We start from the raw sequence: 20,337 nt of genomic DNA, 5'->3' as shown, positions 1-20,337 counted from the left end.
TGAAGTCAGCGTAGTCGGATACGCGGGTCGATAAGGGGGGCGATAAGGTCAGCCAAGAGGTTGCCGATCACGATGGCGCACGCCGAGACCAGCGTGACCCCCATGATGATCGGGATGTCGACGCGCTGGATCGCCTGCCAGGCCAACTGGCCGATACCTGGCCAGCCGAAGACGCTTTCGACCACCACAATGCCTGACATGAACATGCCGATATCGATGCCGACCATGGCAATGACCGGCAGAATGGCGTTGGGCAACGCGTGTGCCAGGATAACGCGGGTGCGATTGAGGCCTTTTGCGCGCGCAGTGCGGATGAAATCGGCCCGCAGCACGTCCAGCATCGACGAGCGCATGATGCGGGAATACCAGCCTGATCCGAGGATGCCCAAGGTCAGCGCCGGCAGCACCAGATGTGCAAAAGTGCCGTAGCCACCGATCGGGAACCAGCCCAGTTTGACCGCAAACACATAAAGCAGCAGCAGCGCGACAACGAATTGCGGCGCAGAGACGGAGACAAAGCTGCCCAGCATCAGCGCGTTGTCCAGCGGCCGTCCACGATACAAAGCTGCGATCATTCCGAGCGTCAGCCCGATCAGCAGCTCGCAGAAAATGGCCGCGACCATCAGCAGCAGCGTGGCCGGCAGGCGCGAAACCAGCAGCGTGCCGACTTCTGTTTTTTGCAGATAGGAGCGCCCCAGGTCGCCGCCCAGCAGGTTCCACAGATAGGTGCCATATTGCACGATGAAGGGCTTATCCAGCCCAAGCTGGCTGCGGATGCTGGCGACCGTTTCAGCCGTGGCTGAGCGGCCGGCGATCTGGCGCACCGGGTCTGCGGGCAGGATATACAGCAGCACGAATGTGATGAAGGAGACGCCGAGCAGGATCAAGGCAGACTGGATCAGGCGGCGCAGAATATAAGCTGGCATCAGTCACGCCCCTGCTGTGTCGGATCGAGAATGTCGCGCAAGGCATCCCCGACCAGGTTGAAACCCAGCGCCAGCGCCAGAATGGCTGCGCCCGGAATGAAAACCAGCCAGGGCGCCGACTGGAAGTAGGTCTGGTTCTCGAAAATGATGTTGCCCCAGGACGGTGTCGGCGGCTGCACGCCGACCCCGAGAAACGACAGCGTTGCTTCCAGCAGAACCGTGGTTGAAATGCCCAGCGTGCCCCAGACGATCAGGGTCGGCACCAGATGCGGCAGGATATGGCGAAAGAGAATGCGTCTATGCCCCGCGCCCAGCGTTTTGACTGCGGCGATGTAATCCCGCTCGACCAGCGACGAGGTTTGCGTGAAGATCACCCGGGCCGTCTGCACCCAGTTCACCAGCGCAATCACCATCGCCACGATCCACAGCGAGGGAGAAAAGATTGCCGCAAGACAGATCGCCAGAAGCAGTGCCGGAAAGGCCATCATGAGATCGGTAAAGCGCATCAGCACCGCGCCCACGACGCCGCGAAAATATCCCGCCGTGACCCCGACAAGCGTGCCGATGAGCAACGAGACCCCATTGGCCACAACCCCGATGATCAGCGAGGTCTGGGCGCCGAAAAGCAGGCGCGAGAACAGGTCGCGCCCCAGAAGGTCGGTGCCAAGCCAATAGACCGGGCCCGGCGGCAGCGGCGCCCCTTCGATCGTCAGCCCGTCAAAATGCTGCGCGCTCGGATCGAAGGGGGTAATCCAGGGGGCAAGCGACGCGCCAAGAATACAGATGAGCATGATCACGAGCCCAAGCACGGCCAGCTTTCGCTGGGCCAGCTTCCGCCAAACCGAATCCGCACTGACCGTGGCCGGCTCAAGGGAGATCGACGCGTTTGCTGTCATCCGACACCTTTTCGCTTGAATGGTTGGTGACCAGGCGGTGGGCAGCCTCTTCAATGGTCATGCGCCAGGCCATTGCCGTCTGGCGCAGCAATTCGTAAGCCTCGGCCTGGCTTTTGCCGCGAAGCACAAAGATCATCACTGCCTGCACGACTGTCTGGCGGGCCGAAAGCCGCGCTTCAAGATCGGTGATATGGGCTGCGGCCTCGTTTGCGCGGTCAAAATTGCTGCGCGCGACCAGAAGACCTGCATACACACCCTTGTCGCTGAGCGGCTTGAGCAACTGGGCATGAGCCCCCATCGTCATTGCCCATCGCAACCGGCCCGGGGCTTCAGAGCCGATCAGGGCGATCAACGGCATCGGCGAGGCGCCCGCCTTCCAGGGGAATTGCTCGTCATGGGCCATGTCTGCGTCGTAGAACACGAAATCCGCCATCACCGCCTCAGCGGGGAGCTCCGGCCAGGCCTCGTGCACATCCAGTCCGATCACATGCAGTTGCCGCAAGAGCGGTTGCATGGACGGATGCGGGCGGTGCAGCACAAACGCCTTGGCTTCGCCCAGATTGTCGGTGCGGATCCGCGTCATGATACCACCCTGAGATGGGAGCGGGGCAGCGATGACCTGTCGCGCCGGGTCCAGTACGGATCGGCGGCAAGCTCCGGAAGGCGCAGGATTTCTTCAAATATCCCGCCATTGAGCTGCGCGATCACCACCGGTTGGCTGGCATGCTGATTTTCGCGGTCGAGCCGCAGCGCGCGCCCTTGTTTTGCTGCCAATGCGATCAGGTCGGTCAGGGGCAGCATCTCGGCGCCCGGATTGGCATTGAGGTAGCCGGCCAGTTCATGCACTGCCAATCTTGACATTTCGGCAATGGATCCATGCCCGCCGGCACTGCCTTCGAAAAACGGGCCGGCGGCATACATTCCCTCAGCCGCAGCGCCAGCAGCAGGAATCTCACCTTCCGTGAAGTTGCAGGACAAGACCGGCAGCATCTCTGCGTTCCCCGCTTCGGCGCGCATCTCCGCCAGGTGCGCAAGGAAGCTGTACGCGCTTTCGCCGATCAGCGAATTGATGATGAAGTCGGGCTTCAGGGCCCGGATTTCGGCAACAATCTGGTCGAGCCCGGTATCGCCAATGGGAAGATAGCGGTCCGAGAGGATCTGGCCAGCCATTGTGCTGATCTTCTCGCGCGCTATCTGGGCAATTTCCCATCCCCAGATATAGTTCGATCCCACCAGACAGACCCGGTTGCCAAATCTGGGAACTGCAAAGTCCAGCAGTGGCAGAAGATGCTGGTTGGGGCAGGAATGCATATAGGCCACATGTTCGTTGGCCTCGAACCCTTCATAGGGGGCAGAATACCAGAGGGCACCGTGAAACCGCTCCAGTTCGGGGATGGCTTCCTTGCGGCTCGACGAGGTGATGCACCCGAAAATATGCCGGACACCGGCGTGTTGCAGCATGTCCCGGCACAACGGCGCATAGCGATCCAGCCGTCCTTCGGGGTCGCGCTCCACCACCGAAAATCTGACGTCCAGCGCGGGGTCGGTGTTGACCTCGGCCACCCCGCGCAGAATGCCTGCACGGGCAACCGTGGACAAAGCGACGTAGTCGCCGCTCAGTGAGTGCAAAAGGCCGATCTCTATGTTTCGTTTCATCATAGGTCACAAAACCAAAAAAGCCTCGCACCGATGCGCAATTTGCGATCAGTCCGAGGCTTGGATGCCAATATGTCGCTGCCTTTCTAACCTCTCAGGAGCATTCGCGCTAGCCCAGGAGGAAATTATTCGTCGCTGAAGCGTCCACTGATGACCAAATCTTGCGCCGCGACGCCTGCCGAAAGGCGCGGGGACGCGGTGCGGTCGGCGTTGCGTCAAGAGCCGGCGAAATGTCTCCTCACTCAATGCCGGCGCTCGGCCGGGCATCTCGACAGGAGCGGTATCGGCCCAGGGCATTCCGAACAGCAGTTTGCCGGCCCGAACCTTCCCGTGGTTCAGAACCTTTGTGTCCAGGGCTCCGGCTTGATTGTCTTGCTCAAGACTGAGGCAGCTCCGCTGGATGGCGCCGCGCTGCGAGACGATGGCAGCGAATGGCTGTGCGGTCGTCGCACCTGCACGATGAACCGGGCAGGTGCCCGCACGACCGAGCCCCGTGGTGTTGATTTCGGAATATCCGGAAACATAGAATTTCGATTCCAGGACATTTCAACCACATCAGCGGTGACGTATCTCTCCCCCGACGACAAAGCGGAGATCGATTATGAAGCTAGGTTATTTCACAATGCCCATGCACCCGGCAGATCGGGTATGGGCAGACACACTGCGAGAAGATCGCGAGACGGTTATTCTCGCGGACAAACTGGGGTTTCATGATGCATTTATCGGTGAGCATCTGACGGATGTGCACGAGAACATCACCAGCAGCATGCTGTTTCTGAGTTCCCTTGTTGCGGAGACAAAGAACATCAAACTTGCGACGGGAACATCGAACCTGTCGCAATCCCACCCGGTCTTGATCGCATCTCATGCCGCCATGCTCGACCATCTTTCCAATGGCAGACTCATCTTCGGTATCAGCCCAGGAGCGTTGACGTCCGATGCGGAAGCTCTCGGGATCCTTGATGAAGATCGCAACAAGATGTTTCAGGAGGCAATTGATGTCATCCTGGCGATCTGGGAAGGCGAACCGCCCTACAACATTGATTTCCCGGACAACCGCTTCAAGGTATCGACCGCGCGCACAATGTCGCCGGAGCTCGGCGTCGGCCAGCTTCCAAAGCCCATGCAGCAGCCGCGGCCTGAGATCGTCGGTACAGTGCTGGCGCCGTTCTCAAAAGGCGTTATAGAAATGGGCAAGCGTGATTTCCATCCGCTGTCGGCGAACTTCCTGCTGCCCAAATGGGTGAAAACACATTGGCCCAACTACGTGCAGGGGAAACAGGAGGTCGGGGCGACTGCGGACCCGGCAGACTGGCGCATCGCACGTACCATCTTTGTCTCAGATGACGACAAGACGGCACTCGATTATGGACGTGAGAACCCCAACAGCCCCTATCGTTTCTACTATCAGCAGATGCATCGCAAGCTGATCCGAAGCGGGCGTCTTTTTGTCTTCAAGTCGGAGAAGGATCAGGCAGACGATTCGATCACCTACGATTACATCATGGACAATCTCATGATCACCGGGTCTGTGAACTCGGTCGTGGACCAGATCCTGGCGCTCCATGAGGAAGTGGGCGAATTTGGCGAGATCGTCTATGCCGGCATGGACTGGGTTGATCCGGCCTTGGCGAAACGCTCGATGGAGCTGATGGCCGAGGAAGTGATGCCGCGGGTGAACGCGGCGCTTGCCGAAGGTGGCGCAAAGCGCGCATCCGGTTAATCCGTTTTGGTGATCTCGATGAGAAAGTCCAGGAAGGCGCGAACCTTCCTGGGCACATACAGGTTTGCCGTGTAGAGGATCGAGACCGGCATTCCCTGATCGGCATAGTCGTCGAGGACCGACACAATCGCGCCAGATTCGAGGTCTTTTCGCAGCAGCCACCAAGTTCCCTGCGTGATTCCGAGACCGGCGACGGCCGCCTCGCGCAGGGCGTCTCCGCTGTTGAAGACATAATTGCGCGGCACCCGCACGGCGTAGCGACCGCCATTTGGACGCCGGAACGACCATTCCGAGCCGAAGCGGCCGATGATGCAGCGATGGTTCACCAGGTCCTCGGGTGTTTCCGGCTTTCCGAACTGCTCGAAATATTCAGGTGTGCCGACTGTCACCTGCGGGCCGCGCGTGAGCACACGGGTGTTGAGGCGGGTGTCCGAAATCTCTCCCGTTCTCACGGCGATATCATATCCCTCCGAAATCATGTCGACGGCGGCATCGCTGAAATCAATCTCCAGCTCGATCAGCGGATAGCGTTCAATAAAACGTGGCAATTCGGGGATCACGGTCACGCGCCCGAACGAGAAGGGCAGCACGACCCGCACGCGCCCTCTTGATGCCGTGGCTCCGTGGCGCAGGGCGGTTTCCGCATCTTCCAACTCTGCAAGAATTTGCACACAGCGCTCGTAGAATTCCTGACCGTAATCGGTAATGCGGATTTGCCGTGTGGTGCGGGCGAACAACTGGGCGCCAAGCTCATTCTCAAGCCGGGACACAGCCTTGGTGACCGCCGAAACGGAAATGCCGAGCCGTTTGGCCGCGGCGGTAAAGCCGCCATGTTCGGTGACGCGGACGAAAATCTGAATCGCATTGAACTTGTTCATGGGACCTCGACTTCGGACAAAAGAGAAAGAAAGATTTTCATATTTCAGACCTAGTCAATGGGCAAGCCGGAAAATAGATACAGGCCAACAACAGAGGAGATGCGGATGTTACATGAGAAGGCTGCACAAGCTCCAATCGATCCAGTCACCTTCCGCAAAGTGATGGGAAACTTCGCGACCGGCGTCGCTGTGGTTACGACCGCCGTCGACGGCACTCGGTTCGGAATGGCTGTCAATTCACTCGCATCGGTCTCCCTCGACCCCTGCCTGCTGCTTGTCTGCCCGAAGAAGGGCAGTGCAACAGGTGATGCGATCAAGCGAAGTGGCGTATTTGCAGTGAATGTGCTGGGCGAAAGCCAGCAGGATCTTTGCATGCGGTTTGTCGGTGAAGAAGCAAGCCGATTTGACGAACTCGATCTTGACGAGGACAATAGGGGCGTTCCGCTCTTGCCGGGAAGCCTGGCGCATATTTCCTGCCAACTTGAAGCGGTTCATCCAGGTGGGGATCACGACATCATCGTCGGCAGGGTTGTCGACTGTAGCCTCGAAACCGGAAATCCTTTGATTTTTCACGATGGACAGTTCTGCCGCAGAGCTGCCTGACTGGTGCATGGGAGCAATCATGAAATCGCAATTGAACTACAAGATATCCGGTGCAGCGAATGCGCCGGTGATCACATTGGCCCACGGACTGGCAACCGATCTGAGCATGTGGGACGCAGTCGTGCCGCAGCTTGAGAGCCGCTATCGGGTGCTGCGCTACGATGCCCGAGGCCACGGGCAATCCCCGGCGCCATCCGACTCCTACACGCTCAGCGAACTCGCGCAGGATGTCGTTGACCTTCTTGATGACCTCAGCATCGAGAAGACAAACTTCGTCGGCTTGTCAATGGGTGGAATGGTAGGGATGGGGCTAGGCCTTCATCATGCGGAGCGGATCGAGAAGCTGGTCATCTGCGATGCACGTGGCGATGCACCGGACGCCTACCGCAAGTCCTGGAGCGATCGAATCGAGCGTGTTACCGCTGATGGAGTCGGCGTCCTCGCCGGGCCAACGGTAGACCGCTGGTTTACAGAGCAATTCAAACGCAATGATGAATCCGTGAACCGGATGCGCGCCATGGTTTCGGCGACAAGCGCCGACGGGTATGTGGGCTGCGCCCGCGCCCTTCAGGACTTGGATTACGCCAGACATCTCCCGACGATGACAGTGCCGACGCTGTTCCTGGTCGGATCTGAGGACGTCGGCGCGCCGCCCGGAACAATGCGGCAATTGCATCATGCCACGCCGGGTTCGCAATTCGTTGAGATAGAGAACGCGGGCCACATTTCCGCGGTCGAACAGCCTGACCTGGTGGCGGCAGCGATACTTGGCTTTCTTGGAGATAAGACATGAGCAGAATAGAGAAGATCACTGGACCCGAAGGTCTCGATGCGGAGCAGCGCGCCGTGTACGACAGGATCGCCGGTGGCGCGCGGGGCGGGGTCCGCGGACCCCATACGGTGCTCATCAACAATCCCGGCCTTGCGGCGCCTGTCGACCAGCTCGGCGTGTATGTGCGCTACGACTGCAGCGTGCCGGAGCGCTTGCGCGAGTTGGCAATCCTCGTGGTCGCCGCGCGCTGGAAGGCGGACTACGAATGGTATGCGCACGCACCGCTGGCGAAAAAACAAGGCCTTTCGGACGATGTGCTGAGCGCAATCGGTTCGGGCCACGCGCCGACCTTTGCCGAAGAGGCCGACAGTGCCGTCCATGATTTCGCGAGGTCAATGGCGCATGATGGTCGAGTGGAAGATGACATCTATGCTCGCGCCGAGCAGCATCTCGGCTCAAAGGGGTTGATCGATCTGACCGGTTTGATCGGGTATTACACGCTTGTTGCCTACACTTTGAATACCTTCGAAATCGGCGTTCCGGATTCCGCTGCAATCCCGTGGCGTTAGGCATTGCGGCGCCCTTCTTTCCAAAATGGAAAGTCAATATTCACATTTGCGACATGTCGATGACATTCGCAATTTGTTAGCGACTGGATGGTGCACACGGCCATTGTCGTTTGGTCCGCACCCATGCAACAGAGGAGATAAGCATGAAAATGTCTGCGAAAATTTTGGGAGCTGCCGCTGTTGCTGCTGGCTTCATGGTGAGTGGAGCCTTTGCTCAGTCCAAGCCGACGCCGCCCAAGCCCGTTATGTCAGCCTCAAGTCAAGTCGGCGGTAGCCTCTATGTCACCTATGTGGCCGCGTGGATTCCGATTGTTCAGGACGCGTTCGACGGATTGTCAATATCGCAGGAGCCCGGTGGCTCCTCCCAGAACATCATGCTGGTAAGCGGTGGGCAGACCGATTTCGGCATTACCGCCAGCAGCCAGGCCTATATCGGATACCACGGGCTTGGTTGGGCGAACGGCACCAAATATCAGGATTTTGTCGCCCTGCACCCCTCCTTCCCCACCTACATGACGGTCGTGACTTTGGCTGACAGTGGCATCGAGAACTTCAGCGATCTTGCAGGCAAGGAGCTTGCTGTCGGTGTCCCCGGCGGTGGCAGCGACACGATTGCACGTGAACTGATGGGATATCTCGGCGTCGAGCCGGATCGCTATGTCAATGCCAGCTGGGAAGACACAGGTGGTCTGCTGCGGGATGGTCTTGCTGACGCGATCCTGTACATTGCCGGTCACCCCGCCGGATTCATGCAGGAGCTCGAAGTCAATCAGCAGCTCAAGTTTCTGCAGCTCAGCAACGACCAGATTGATGGTTTTCTCGAAGAGTACCCTTATTACGCGCCGGTTGACCTCAAGGCGGGCACCTACAAGGCCATGACCGAGGATCTCAACACCGTTGGTCAGATGAACTTCATGATGGGGTCTCCGGATCTGCCGGACGATTTCGTCGTCACGCTTCTTGATGCTGTCTATGCCAACACCGACAAGCTGGCCCAGTCACATCCGAACTTTTCCCAGACTCGTCTCGAAAATGTTCGCGGCATGCCGACACCACTGCATCCGGCAGCCAAGCGCTACTACGAAGAAAAAGGCGTTGAAATGCGCCAGGCAGCTTCGCCGAAGCAATAAGAGCGCACCGACTCCCTGTCGGGATTGCATCACATAGGTCAGCGGCCGGCGCAATGACTACAACGCGCCGGCCTGCATACGAATAGGGTGGAGCCACGTGACCGAGTTTGCAACCAAGGAAGGCCTTCCGGCCGATGAGCCTGAAACCCGCCAGCGTGTGCTCGGCCGACGAACCGGATGGGCTGTTGCCGGCTTCTGCGTCATCGCCGCGCTCTGTCATCTGTATTGGCTCGGGATCCAGTCTCCGGGCGTCCTCAATCTGCGCGCCTACCATCTCCTGATTCCGATCGTTCTTGTTCCGCTGCTCCATGCAGGCTGGTCAGGCGCTGTCGGCCGGGTGCACTGGACCGACATTCTGCTTGTGCTCGCCGGAGTGGGATCGACGCTCTATGCGGTCGTCGAGGGTCCGAACATGATCTACCGCTATGGGGTGAACCCCACTCAGTGGGATCTCCTGTTCGGAGGTGTGCTGCTGCTCATCGTTCTGGAACTGACACGGCGCACGGTGGGCTGGGCGCTGGTCATCATCGTTCTGGTCATGCTGGCTTACAGCCTGTTTGGCGGCTACGCACCGGGTATCTTCGTCAACCGCTCGTTCACCTGGCAGCGCATCGTAAGCTTCCTCTTCAGCATGGACGGTGTCTACGGAATTCCCATCGGCGTGTCGTCAACCTACATCTACCTTTTCATTCTTTTTGGAGCGATGCTCCAATTCTCCAAGGCCGGCGACTTCTACATCAAACTCGCCTACAGCGTTGCAGGCCGCGCGCGCGGCGGACCGGCCAAGGTCAGCATCTTTGCCAGCGCTCTGATGGGCACTGTCTCGGGTACGGGCATCGGCAATGTGGTCACCACGGGGGCATTGACCATTCCGTTGATGAAGCGCGCCGGTTTCAGGCCGGTGTTTGCCGGGGCGATCGAGGCCGTTGCGTCCACCGGCGGGCAGATCATGCCCCCGATCATGGGGGCAGGCGCCTTCCTGATGGCGGAATTTGTCCGCGTTCCCTATGGCGACATCATCATCGCTGCCACACTGCCTGCCTTTCTCTATTTCCTCAGTGTCTATCTGATCGTTGATCTCGAGGCTGCAAAGCGGGGACTGAAGGGGCTCAAGCGTGAAGATCTGCCGCGCGCCTTGGTGGTGCTGCGCCACTGGGGTCACCTGCTGCTGCCAGTTGTGGTTCTGGTCTATATGCTTGCGGTGGTGAATGTCTCGCCGATCCGCGCCGCACTCTATGCCATGGGCACGCTGCTGATCGTCTCCTGGATCAGGCAGGAATCCCGCCTGTCGCCAAAACGGCTGGTCGAGACTGCGGTCACCGGCACAAAGGGGTCGCTCGAAGTGATCGTCAGCTGTGCCAGCGCAGGCCTGATCATGGGGCTGTTTTCGCTGACTGGTACCGGGCTGCGGCTCTCTGCATGGGTCGCCACCATCTCCGGCGGGTCGATGATGCTTGCCCTTGTGCTGACGATGATTGTGACCATCGTTCTCTCCATGGGATTGCCCACCACCGCAGCCTACATCATCTCCGCCGCGGTGCTGGCGCCAGCGCTCAACGATCTCGGCGTGGGACTGCTTCAGGCGCATCTGTTCATCTTCTATTTCGCCTGCATGAGCGGGATCACGCCGCCGGTTGCGCTCGTGGCAATCCCGGCCGGCTCTATCGCGGGGGCAAACCCCTTTGCCGTCGGTGTGCGTGCCTTCCAGATTGCGCTTGCAGGCTTCATCATTCCCTACATGTTCGTCTTTTCGCCGCAACTCATCTTGCAGGGTGAACCGTTGCAGATCGTGCTTTCGCTGGTAACGGCTTGCATCGGGATATGGGCGCTCGCCGTTGCCCTGATCGGCCATGCACTTGGGAACCCGGTGCCTGCCCTGCTTCGCTTGGTGGTCGGCGCGGGCGCGCTCGCGCTGATCTTCTCGGGATGGCAGACCGATCTGCTCGGGCTCTCGATGATCGGCGCGATGGTTGTCTATCAGCGAATTGGTCACCGGAGTCGCGATGCAACGGCGCAACAAGCAAGCTCCGCCAACGGGGGATCGGGGGGCGGTGGCTCATGAAACCCATAAATGACCTGTCGATCGCTGAGGCGAGCGAGCAGATTGCAGCCCGCAAACTCGGCCCGCAAGAATTGCTGGCAGCGTGTCTGCAGCGTATCGAAGCGCTCGATCCAGCGCTCAATGCGTTCATTCACGTCGCCGCCGAGCCTGCCCGGCGTGAGGCAGCCCTGCGCGAAGAAGAGCTTGACCGGCACGGCCCGCGCAGCCCGCTGCACGGAATCCCGGTTGCCATCAAGGACATTATCGACGTCGAGAGTGAGGCGACGACCGCCCACTCCCGGATTTTTGTGACACCACGGGCAGAGCGGGATGCGCGCGTCATTTCGCAATTGCGCGCCGCGGGGGCGGTCATCATCGGCAAGACCGCGCTGCATGAATATGCCACCGGTGGGCCGTCCTTCGATCTGCCGTGGCCGCCGGCACGCAATCCGTGGCTGCGCGCCAACCATCCCGGCGGATCCTCATCCGGCTCCGGGGTCGCGGTGGCCTGCGGAATGGTGCCGGCGGCCATTGGTACCGATACCGCTGGTTCCGTGCGCCATCCGGCGACAGCCTGCGGTATTGTCGGGCTCAAGCCAACATACGGGGCGGTGAGCGTCGACCGGGTCTTCCCACTGTCATCGTCGCTCGATCACGTCGGGCCGATGGCGCGGACGGTGCGCGATTGTTCTTTGCTCTTTGATGCAGTCCGACTGCACGGGGACGGCATGCCGACAAACCGGCCGATGGAATTCCGGCAACACCTGAAGGGATTGAAGATCGGCGTGATCGACGAGTTCAACGCCGAGGCCGACCCGGAGATCCTGCAAGCCTTTCAGGCAGCACTCGATGTGTTGAAACAACTGGGTGCGGCTCTGGTGCCCCTGAAAGGATTGCCGACACTCGCGCAATTTACCGGTTGCGGGAGGCTGTTGCTGGAGGCCGAGAGTTACGCGATTCACGCAGCATGGCTGGCAGACCGGCCGCAGGATTACGGCGAGCGCGGACGCACGAAATTGCTGCGTGGCAGACAGATTGACGCTTTGTCCTATGACGAGGCTCTTCGCGACCGGAACGAACTGAGGCGCCGTTTTTCCGGCGCGATTCACGGTCTCGACGCCGCCGTCTGTGTGTCCAGTCTGGAGCTGCCCTGTGCGATCGACGATGAAGAGGCGATCGACCGGACCTACAACCGTCAGGCGCGCACGCCGTTCAATGTAACCGGATCTCCCGCAATCGCCCTGCCCATCGGATTTGCCCGCTCCGGATTGCCGATCGGCATGCAGGTGGTGGGCCACCATTACGCCGAGGCAATGATACTTGGTGTCGCCCATGCCTATGAGCAGGCGAATGCCTGGCACAGCATGCGTCCCCCGCTGCCCGAACTTGCCGCCCCTGAGCTTGAGAAAGGATACCAGCCATGATGATCCCCAGAGACCGCGTTCCTTTTTCGTCGCCGTTCGGTCGTGAACCGCTGAAACGTCCAGATGACGTGCGGCTGATAGTCTGGCCGGTCGTCAACATCGAGGAGTGGGATATTCACCGGTTGATGCCGCGTCAGGTCTCGCCTGCACCGGGTGGCCAGAAGAACATCCCCGACGTCCCCAACTGGACCTGGCACGAATACGGAATGCGCGTCGGTTTCTGGCGCTTGCTGAAGGCCTTCGAAGACAGGAACATTCGGCCGACTCTGTCACTGAATGCCAAGGTTTGCGAGACAGTGCCGGACGTGCCCAAGGCCGCACTCGACGCCGGCTGGGAGTTCATGGCCCATTGCTATGAACAGGCCTCCATTCACACAATCGAGGACCAGCTGGCGATGATCCGGCAGTCGGCGGACATTCTGGAAGACTTTACCGGAAAACGGCCGCGCGGCTGGCTCGGACCCGGTCGCACCCAGACCTTCGAGACGCTCGACCATGTCGCAGAGGCCGGCTTTGACTGGTTCGGAGACTGGATCATCGATGACCAGCCCTTGTGGGTTCAGACCAAATCCCAGCCGATTGTCTCTTTGCCCTACTCGGTGGAACTCAATGACATTACCATCATGGTGAGTGCTCAGCACGAGTCCAATGTCATGCTTCAGCGCACCATCGACGCTGCCGCCCGCCTCATCGAGGAAAGCTCCGCATCTGCACGTGTTATGGCATTCGGTGTTCATCCCTATGTATCCGGTGCGGCGCATCGAATCCGGTACTTCGAAGACATGCTGGATCATCTGCAAACATTGGATGGTGTGGTCTTCTGGCAGGGAGATGAAATCTGCGACTGGTTCACGGGCCAGAGCGCCCGGCCTGCGGTCTCCACGGCCGCTGAGACGCGGTCTGCCTTGTGAGCCCCGGCGTCCCCTTGCCCGCAGACGACGCGGAGGAGGCTCGCCTCACCGGTGCATATGAGAATCGAGGTAACCTTGCGCTCATTGGTGACGCCCAGTCTCTGGCCGTCTGGCAGCCAGTGAAGATCGGCATATTGTTCCGACATGCCGGCACCGCGGGAAATCTCAATCAGTTCTTCTGATCTGCGGTGCCTGTCATCCGGGTCTGAGGCCCGGGTATCCGTCGCCATCATGGGCAAAGGGCTGTCATCGGGGTTCCGACCGGCGGGAGCTGCTCTCGCCGCAGGGGGTGTCTTGCCGGCTACCTTTCAGCCCCCGCCTTGGCCGAAATCATCTTGTTGAGATGCACCATCATGCCCGCAGCGAACATCGGAGTCAGCAGGTTGAGCAGCGGCACCGACAGAAAGGCGGCAATAATCAGACCGGCGAAGAACACCGTCGTCGAATTGCGCGCTCTCAGCCGTTTGGCGTCCCTCGGGCTCATGAACCGCATCGCCGCGAACTCGAAATACTCCCGCCCCAGCAGATAGCCGTTGACCAGGAAGAAGGCCGCCAGATTGATGCCCGGCACGATCAGCAGCACCAGCGCGAAGAGATTGCCCAGTCCGACCACCAGGAGGAAGCCGAGCGATTGCCGGATCGACTGGCCCAGAGGCATGGCTTGCCCGGGCGTTGCGTCGGGATAGTCGCGACTCTCAATCACCTCGGCGATGTCATCGAGAAAAAGCCCGGCCATTGCGGCCGTCACCGGGGCGATGAACAGTGCCAGCACCAGCGCCAGCCCGACGCCGGCGATGATTGCCGCGATGGTGCCGGCCCATCCGGCCCAGTCCGGCAACCCAGGCAGAAATGAGCCGAGCCACGGCATCGCCGTTGCAGAAAACAGTTCCCCCAGGCCGAACCACAGGCCTGCGAGCAACAGAACGGTCAGACCAAGGGATTTGAACAGCACCGATCGCGACGCGGGCGACAACAGGTTGGATCCGCTCAGTCTGGCAGCTTCAATGATCATCGCTGGTTTCCCTTGTGCACTTTCTCCGGATCTGACCGGCCTTGAACGCGGGGGTGCTGCCCGACGGACTGTGACCATGTGGGGACTGGAGCTGTCGGCGTCAACTTTTTGCCCGGCTTGCCGCGCCCGGCCGGTGCCGGCAAATATCGGCAGGCCCCGGTGACAGACTGACACAAATCAGCCATCATTCGCGTGCCTGAGAGGCAAGCCGTGAATGGCTGTGATCACTTGTTTTTCCGGGAACTTCCATGTCCGCACCGCGGATACGCCCAGCCACCATTGGCGACATTGACGCGCTCGTTGCAATCGAGACCGTCGTGTTCCCGGCTGACCGGATATCCCGCCGCTCGTTTCGCACGTTGATTGACCGGCCGACCGCCGAAACCCTGGTGGCGGAAGCGGACGGCCAGATCTGCGGCTACGCCATGATCCTGTTTCGCGCCGGCGCCGCTCTTGCGCGGCTCTATTCCCTGGCGATCGCGCCCGGCCAGGCGGGCAAGGGCTATGGCAGAGCCTTGCTCGCCGCAGCCGAGAATGCGGCGATGGAACATGATCGCATCCTGCTGCGGCTCGAGGTGCGCGAGGACAACACGACCGCAATTTCCCTGTACAAGAACGCCGCCTACCGCCGCATCGGCCGTGTGGCCGACTATTATGCCGACGGCATGGCGGCGCTGCGGTTTGAAAAACTGCTGCGCGGCCCTGACGCGCCGGATGTCCTGACTCCGTTTTACGAACAAACTGCGGATTTCACCTGCGGGTCGGCCTGCCTGCTGATGGCGCTGGCCCGGTTTCGCTCGCCCAATTTTCTTGATCCGGTCTGGGAAATCCGGCTGTGGCGCGAGGCCACAACGGTGTTCATGCTGGCCGGCCCCGGCGGCTGCGAACCGTTTGGTCTCGCCGTGGTGGCCCGCGAGCACGGGCTCAATCCCGAGGTCTGGTGCTCCACCGAGGACATGCTGTTTCTCGAAACCGTGCGCGATCCGGAAAAGCGCCGTGTCATGGAACTGGCCCAGACCGACTTCCGCGCCCGTGTTGCTGAAGCCGGCACGCCGGTGCATTCCGAGGCGTTCACGCTCGACTGGCTGCGCGCCCGGCTGGCCGACGGCCATGTCGCCATCATCCTGGTCAGCGGTTATCTGATGATGGGCAAGAAGGTCCCCCATTGGGTCCTTGCCCATGGTGATGACGGCCGTCATATTTTTGTCCATGACCCCTGGGTCGAGGACGAAGTCGGCGAGACCACCGATGATGCCGCCAATATTCCAGTGCCCTATGCGGTGTTTGACCGGATTGCCCGGTTCGGTCGCTCGGGCCTGCGCGCCGCGGTTTTAATCAAGGGAAATTTGCTCCATGTCTGACTGGATTATTTTGTCCACCGCGCTGGCCGGCTTCGATCATGCAGCGACCAAGCACAAGGTGCTGGCCACCCGCGACTATCTGGCCCGGCCCGAGATGTTCCGCGGCGCGCGGCCCAACATCATCAACCTGTCGCGCTCCTATGCCTATCAGAGCCGCGGCTATTACGCCTCGCTGCTTGCCGCGGCACGCAGCCAGCGGGTGATACCGTCTGTTGAAACCATCATCGATCTGTCGGCTCGAAAACTCTACGAGAACGCGATTCCCGAACTCGAGGACGCGCTCAACAAGAGCCTGCGCGAGCGCGCCGGTGAACCGTTGCCCTCCCGGCTGCGGGTGTATTTCGGAACCTGTACCGACGCCCGACTCGAGCGCTTCGGCCGGTTGCTGTTTGACTGGTTTCGCGCGCCGATCCTTGAGCTCACCCTCAAACAGGGTGATTGGGTCTCGATTTCGAAGATCGGCCTGCAGTCATTCGGCAAGCTCGACGAGGCGGACCGCGAGGCGCTTTTCCAGGCCATGGCGCGCTACACCGCGCGGCAATGGAAGGACGCCAAATCGCGCGCCCCGGCGCGCTATTCCTTCGCCACCCTGATTGATGCCAACGAAGCCTTGCCGCCGTCCTCCATCGACAGTCTCAAGCACTGGTCGCGGATTGCCGCGCGCCTGGGCGTCTCGGTCGAGCCGATCGGCCGAAAGGATCTGCCGCGGCTGGCCAATTTCGATGCCCTGTTCATTCGTGAAACCACCTCGATTTCCAATCACACCTACCGGTTTGCCCGCCGCGCCCAGCAGGAAGGCATGCCGGTGATTGACGATCCGGTGTCGATGATCCGCTGCACCAACAAGGTCTATCTCGACGAGTTGATGGCCGCCAACGGCATTCGCGTGCCCGATACGGTGATGCTGATCGGGTCCGAGGATTTCCAGCGCGCCGCCGACAGTCTCGGTTTTCCGATGGTGCTCAAGGTGCCGGATTCCTCCTTTTCCAGGGGCGTCAGGAAAGTCGCCTCGATGGCCGAACTCAAGGCGCTGGCCGGCGCCTGGCTGTCGGAATCCGAAGTCCTGATCGCACAGAAGTTCATGCCGACCAGTTTCGACTGGCGCATCGGCGTGCTTGGCGGCAAGCCGCTGTTTGCCGTGCAGTATCTGATGGCCAAGAAACACTGGCAGATCGTCAAGCATGACACCGGCGGCAAGCCGCTGGAGGGCGGGTTCAAATCCTTCTCGCTGGCGCAGGTGCCGCCGCTGGTGCTCGACACCGGCCTGCGCGCCGCCTGCTCTGTGGGCGACGGATTCTACGGCGTTGATCTCAAGGAAACAGACGACGGCGTCTTCGTCATCGAGGTCAACGACAATCCCAACCTCGAACACGGCGTCGAGGACGCGGCCGAAAAGGACGAGGTCTGGACCCGGCTGACCAATTGGTTCATCGAGCGGATCGTCACCTGATTGCGCCGTTGCCATCGGGTCTGTGCCCTGCGCCGGAGTCCGCACAGGGTGTCGTTTGCAGCCAAAACAGGGTATAGCAGCCCCGGCTTGGCGCGCCGGGCCCCGACACAGACCACGATCAGGACCTTGCAGCATGCTCAAACCCGCTGAAGACGGCCTATGCCTTGACCAGATCTTAGATCCGGCGGCTTTGCGCACAACTCTCGATGCTCTCGCAGCCAGGCATGGCGGCGCCAGCATCGAAGCGCGCCAGGCCGTGCTTGCAGAGATCAAGCGGGTCAACCATGAGGGCCGTGAGCAGGCTCGTGCCATGCTTTCACAGGATGGCGGCGGTACATTGTGCGCGCAACGGATCTGCCATCTGCAGGATGTGATCACCAAGGCGCTGTATGATTACGCCAGCGTCCACGTCTACCGGGTCGAGAACCCGTCAACATCCGAACGCATGACAGTGACGGCGGTCGGCGGCTACGGTCGCGGGACGCTGGCGCCCGGCTCGGACATCGATCTGCTGTTCGTCCTGCCCTACAAACAGACACCCTGGACCGAACAGGTGGTCGAATGGACCCTCTATATGCTGTGGGACATCGGCCTCAAGGTCGGTCATGCCACCCGCAATGTCGATGAATGCATCCGGCTGGCACGGTCCGACATGACCATCCGCACCTCCATTCTCGAAGCGCGTTTTTTGTGTGGCGAAAGAACCCTTTTCGAGGATCTGGGCGAGCGGTTCGACAGGGAGGTCGTCGAGGGCACCGGACCGGAATTCATCGCCGCCAAGCTGGCCGAGCGTGACGAACGTCACCGCAAGGCAGGTGACACCCGCTATCTGGTCGAGCCAAATGTGAAGGAAGGCAAGGGAGGCTTGCGCGATCTCAACACGTTGTTCTGGATCTCCAAGTATTTCTACGATATCCGCGACACGAGAGAGCTGGTCGGGCTCGGCGTGCTCTCACGCCGCGAATTCAACCTGTTCGTCAAGGCCGAGGATTTTCTCTGGGCGGTGCGCTGCCACATGCATTTCCTCACCGGCAAGTCGGAGGAGCGGCTGTCCTTTGATATCCAGCGCGACATCGCCGCAGCACTGGGTTATCAGGACCACCCCGGTCTCTCCGCGGTTGAGCGCTTCATGAAGCACTACTTTCTTGTCGCCAAGGATGTCGGCGACCTGACCCGCATTTTTTGTGCCGGCCTCGAGGATCAGCAGGCCAAGCAGGCACCCGGTCTCACCGGTGTCATCAACCGCTTCGCCAACCGTCCGCGCAAGGTGCCCGGCACGCTTGATTTCGTTGAGGACAAGGGCCGGATCAATCTGGCTGACGCGGATGTCTTCAAGCGGGATCCGGTCAACATCATCCGGCTGTTCCATCTGGCTGATATCCGCGGTCTGGAGTTTCATCCGGATGCGCTCAAGCGCGTCACCCGGTCACTGCGGATGATCAATGCGGAGTTGCGCGAAAACGAGGAGGCGAACCGGCTGTTCATGTCGATCCTCACCTCGAGAAGACAGCCGGCGATTATTCTCAGGCGGATGAATGAGGCTGGTGTTCTGGGCCGATTCATACCGGAATTCGGCAAGATCGTCGCGATGATGCAGTTCAACATGTACCATCACTACACGGTCGATGAGCATCTGATCCGCACCGTCGCTGCATTGTCGGGCATCGACAAGGGCGAGGAGGAACGGGAGCATCCGCTGGCGTCCAAACTCATGTCCGGCATCGAGGAGCGCGAGGCGCTCTATGTCGCCGTGTTCCTGCATGATATCGCCAAGGGCCGGCTTGAAGACCATTCCATTGCCGGGGCCAAGGTGGCGCGCAAACTATGCCCGCGGCTTGGCCTGTCCGCCAACCAGACGGAGCTGGTGGCCTGGCTGATCTCGGAACATCTGACCATGTCCATGGTGGCGCAAACCCGCGATCTCAATGACCGCAAGACGATCACCGATTTCGCCGAGAATGTGCGCACGCTGGAACGGTTGAAAATGCTGGTGATCCTGTCGGTTTGCGACATTCGCGCAGTCGGTCCAGGGGTTTGGAACGGCTGGAAAGGGCAACTGCTGCGCACGCTTTATTATGAGACCGAGCTGATGCTTTCGGGCGGCTTTTCTGAAGTCTCGCGCAAGGAGCGTGCGGCCCACGCCCGCGCAGCCCTCGGCGATGCGTTGTCAGACTGGAGCGAGACAGATCGTGCCGCCTATCTCAAGCTGCATTACGAGCCCTATCTGCTGGCGGTGCCGATCGAGGAACAGGTGCGGCATGCCGAATTCATCCGCGAGACCGACAAGGCGAAAAAGCAGCTTGCCACCATGGTGCGGACCCACGCTTTTCATGCCATCACCGAAATCACGCTGCTGTCGCCGGACCATCCGCGGCTGCTCTCGGTCGTCACCGGTGCCTGTGCTGCTGCCGGCGCCAACATCGCCGATGCGCAGGTTTTCACGACCTCGGATGGCCGCGCGCTCGACACCATTCTGATCAACCGCGAGCTGCCCGATGACGCGGATGAGTTGCGGCGCGGGGCGTCGATCGGCCGGATGATAGAGGATGTGCTGGCGGGCAGGGCTCATTTTCCCGAAGTGATCGCCCGCAAGACCCGCGGCAAGCGCAAGACCCGGCCTTTCGTGGTCAAGCCGCAAGTCACCATTTCCAACACCCTGTCCAACAAGTTCACTGTCATCGAGATCGAGTGCCTCGACCGTCCCGGTCTGCTGTCCGAAGTTGCCTCGGTGCTGTCGGACCTGTCGCTGGACATCGCCTCGGCGCACATCACCACCTTCGGCGAGAAAGTTGTCGACACGTTCTATGTGCGTGATCTTGTGGGCTTGAAAATCACCAGTGAGAACCGCCAGACCAACATTGTCGCGCGTCTCAAAGCCGTCCTTGCCCGGGAGGAAGACGAAGTGCGTGACAAGATGCCATCGGGAATGATAGCGCCGCATGGCTCCAGCCGGCGCAACCGCCCGGTGGCACGAGAAGGTTGACA

General features: G+C 60.5%; 17 protein-coding genes. 11 read left to right on the top strand and 6 right to left on the bottom strand.

Annotated elements, in window-relative coordinates:
- Positions 1–5: 5 nt before the first annotated feature.
- The 4 genes from PZ897_RS18880 to PZ897_RS18865 are packed head-to-tail and all read right to left on the bottom strand — an operon-like array spanning position 6 to position 3,481.
- On the bottom strand, positions 6–926 hold the full coding sequence (locus PZ897_RS18880) for an ABC transporter permease (RefSeq protein WP_275754302.1): 921 nt from the start codon (positions 924–926) through the stop codon (positions 6–8).
- A complete protein-coding gene (locus PZ897_RS18875; RefSeq protein ID WP_275754301.1) occupies positions 926–1,822 on the bottom strand; it encodes an ABC transporter permease in 897 nt (298 codons plus the stop codon). Before PZ897_RS18875 ends, PZ897_RS18880 begins: the two co-directional genes overlap by 1 nt.
- Positions 1,794–2,405, bottom strand: a complete 612-nt coding sequence (locus tag PZ897_RS18870; protein ID WP_275754300.1) for an ANTAR domain-containing protein — start codon at positions 2,403–2,405, stop codon at positions 1,794–1,796. The genes PZ897_RS18875 and PZ897_RS18870 overlap by 29 nt, the downstream gene beginning before the upstream one ends.
- Positions 2,402–3,481, bottom strand: a complete 1,080-nt coding sequence (locus PZ897_RS18865; protein WP_275754299.1) for a transporter substrate-binding protein — start codon at positions 3,479–3,481, stop codon at positions 2,402–2,404. The genes PZ897_RS18870 and PZ897_RS18865 overlap by 4 nt, the downstream gene beginning before the upstream one ends.
- Positions 3,482–4,079: 598 nt before the next feature.
- Here PZ897_RS18865 and PZ897_RS18860 point away from each other — a divergent pair.
- A complete protein-coding gene (locus tag PZ897_RS18860; RefSeq protein WP_275754298.1) occupies positions 4,080–5,201 on the top strand; it encodes an LLM class flavin-dependent oxidoreductase in 1,122 nt (373 codons plus the stop codon).
- On the opposite strand, the gene PZ897_RS18855 is transcribed toward PZ897_RS18860, so the two are convergent.
- The gene (locus PZ897_RS18855) at positions 5,198–6,079 is read right to left on the bottom strand and encodes a LysR family transcriptional regulator (RefSeq protein WP_275754297.1); all 882 of its coding nucleotides are present in this window, start codon (positions 6,077–6,079) and stop codon (positions 5,198–5,200) included. The genes PZ897_RS18860 and PZ897_RS18855 overlap by 4 nt on opposite strands.
- A 57-nt stretch (positions 6,080–6,136) precedes the next feature.
- On the opposite strand from PZ897_RS18855, the gene PZ897_RS18850 reads away from it, so the two are divergent.
- From PZ897_RS18850 to PZ897_RS18820, 7 genes are all read left to right on the top strand, one after another.
- Complete coding sequence (locus tag PZ897_RS18850; protein WP_275754296.1) at positions 6,137–6,682, top strand: flavin reductase family protein; 546 nt, start codon at positions 6,137–6,139, stop codon at positions 6,680–6,682.
- A 19-nt stretch (positions 6,683–6,701) separates the two neighbouring features.
- Positions 6,702–7,475, top strand: coding sequence for a 3-oxoadipate enol-lactonase (gene pcaD, locus PZ897_RS18845; RefSeq protein ID WP_275754295.1), 774 nt, complete (start codon positions 6,702–6,704; stop codon positions 7,473–7,475).
- On the top strand, positions 7,472–8,023 hold the full coding sequence (locus tag PZ897_RS18840) for a carboxymuconolactone decarboxylase family protein (RefSeq protein ID WP_275754294.1): 552 nt from the start codon (positions 7,472–7,474) through the stop codon (positions 8,021–8,023). Before pcaD ends, PZ897_RS18840 begins: the two co-directional genes overlap by 4 nt.
- A 110-nt stretch (positions 8,024–8,133) precedes the next feature.
- Positions 8,134–9,153, top strand: a complete 1,020-nt coding sequence (locus PZ897_RS18835; protein WP_275754293.1) for a TAXI family TRAP transporter solute-binding subunit — start codon at positions 8,134–8,136, stop codon at positions 9,151–9,153.
- A 97-nt stretch (positions 9,154–9,250) separates the two neighbouring features.
- Positions 9,251–11,215 (top strand): TRAP transporter permease, encoded by a 1,965-nt coding sequence (locus PZ897_RS18830; RefSeq protein ID WP_275754292.1) that lies wholly within the window; start codon positions 9,251–9,253, stop codon positions 11,213–11,215.
- Complete coding sequence (locus PZ897_RS18825; RefSeq protein ID WP_275754291.1) at positions 11,212–12,618, top strand: amidase; 1,407 nt, start codon at positions 11,212–11,214, stop codon at positions 12,616–12,618. The genes PZ897_RS18830 and PZ897_RS18825 overlap by 4 nt, the downstream gene beginning before the upstream one ends.
- Positions 12,615–13,529 carry a polysaccharide deacetylase family protein gene (locus tag PZ897_RS18820; RefSeq protein ID WP_275754290.1) on the top strand — a complete coding sequence of 305 codons (915 nt, stop codon included), beginning with the start codon at positions 12,615–12,617 and terminating at the stop codon, positions 13,527–13,529. Before PZ897_RS18825 ends, PZ897_RS18820 begins: the two co-directional genes overlap by 4 nt.
- 301 nt (positions 13,530–13,830) lie before the next feature.
- On the opposite strand, the gene PZ897_RS18815 is transcribed toward PZ897_RS18820, so the two are convergent.
- On the bottom strand, positions 13,831–14,541 hold the full coding sequence (locus tag PZ897_RS18815; RefSeq protein ID WP_275754289.1) for a sulfate transporter family protein: 711 nt from the start codon (positions 14,539–14,541) through the stop codon (positions 13,831–13,833).
- A gap of 248 nt (positions 14,542–14,789) precedes the next feature.
- Between PZ897_RS18815 and PZ897_RS18810 the strand changes: the two genes are divergently transcribed.
- From PZ897_RS18810 to PZ897_RS18800, 3 genes are all read left to right on the top strand, one after another.
- Complete coding sequence (locus tag PZ897_RS18810) at positions 14,790–15,902, top strand: peptidase C39 family protein (RefSeq protein ID WP_275754288.1); 1,113 nt, start codon at positions 14,790–14,792, stop codon at positions 15,900–15,902.
- The gene (locus tag PZ897_RS18805) at positions 15,895–17,352 is read left to right on the top strand and encodes a RimK family protein (protein WP_275754287.1); all 1,458 of its coding nucleotides are present in this window, start codon (positions 15,895–15,897) and stop codon (positions 17,350–17,352) included. The genes PZ897_RS18810 and PZ897_RS18805 overlap by 8 nt, the downstream gene beginning before the upstream one ends.
- Before the next feature lie 133 nt (positions 17,353–17,485).
- Positions 17,486–20,335: a [protein-PII] uridylyltransferase gene (locus PZ897_RS18800; protein ID WP_275754286.1), complete on the top strand. Its 2,850-nt coding sequence runs from the start codon at positions 17,486–17,488 to the stop codon at positions 20,333–20,335.
- The last annotated feature ends 2 nt before the right edge of the window (positions 20,336–20,337 follow it).

Origin of the sequence: Hoeflea sp. YIM 152468, assembly GCF_029210485.1 — a bacterium.
Classification (GTDB): Bacteria; Pseudomonadota; Alphaproteobacteria; order Rhizobiales; family Rhizobiaceae; genus Hoeflea.
This window is presented reverse-complemented; position numbering and strand designations above follow the sequence as displayed.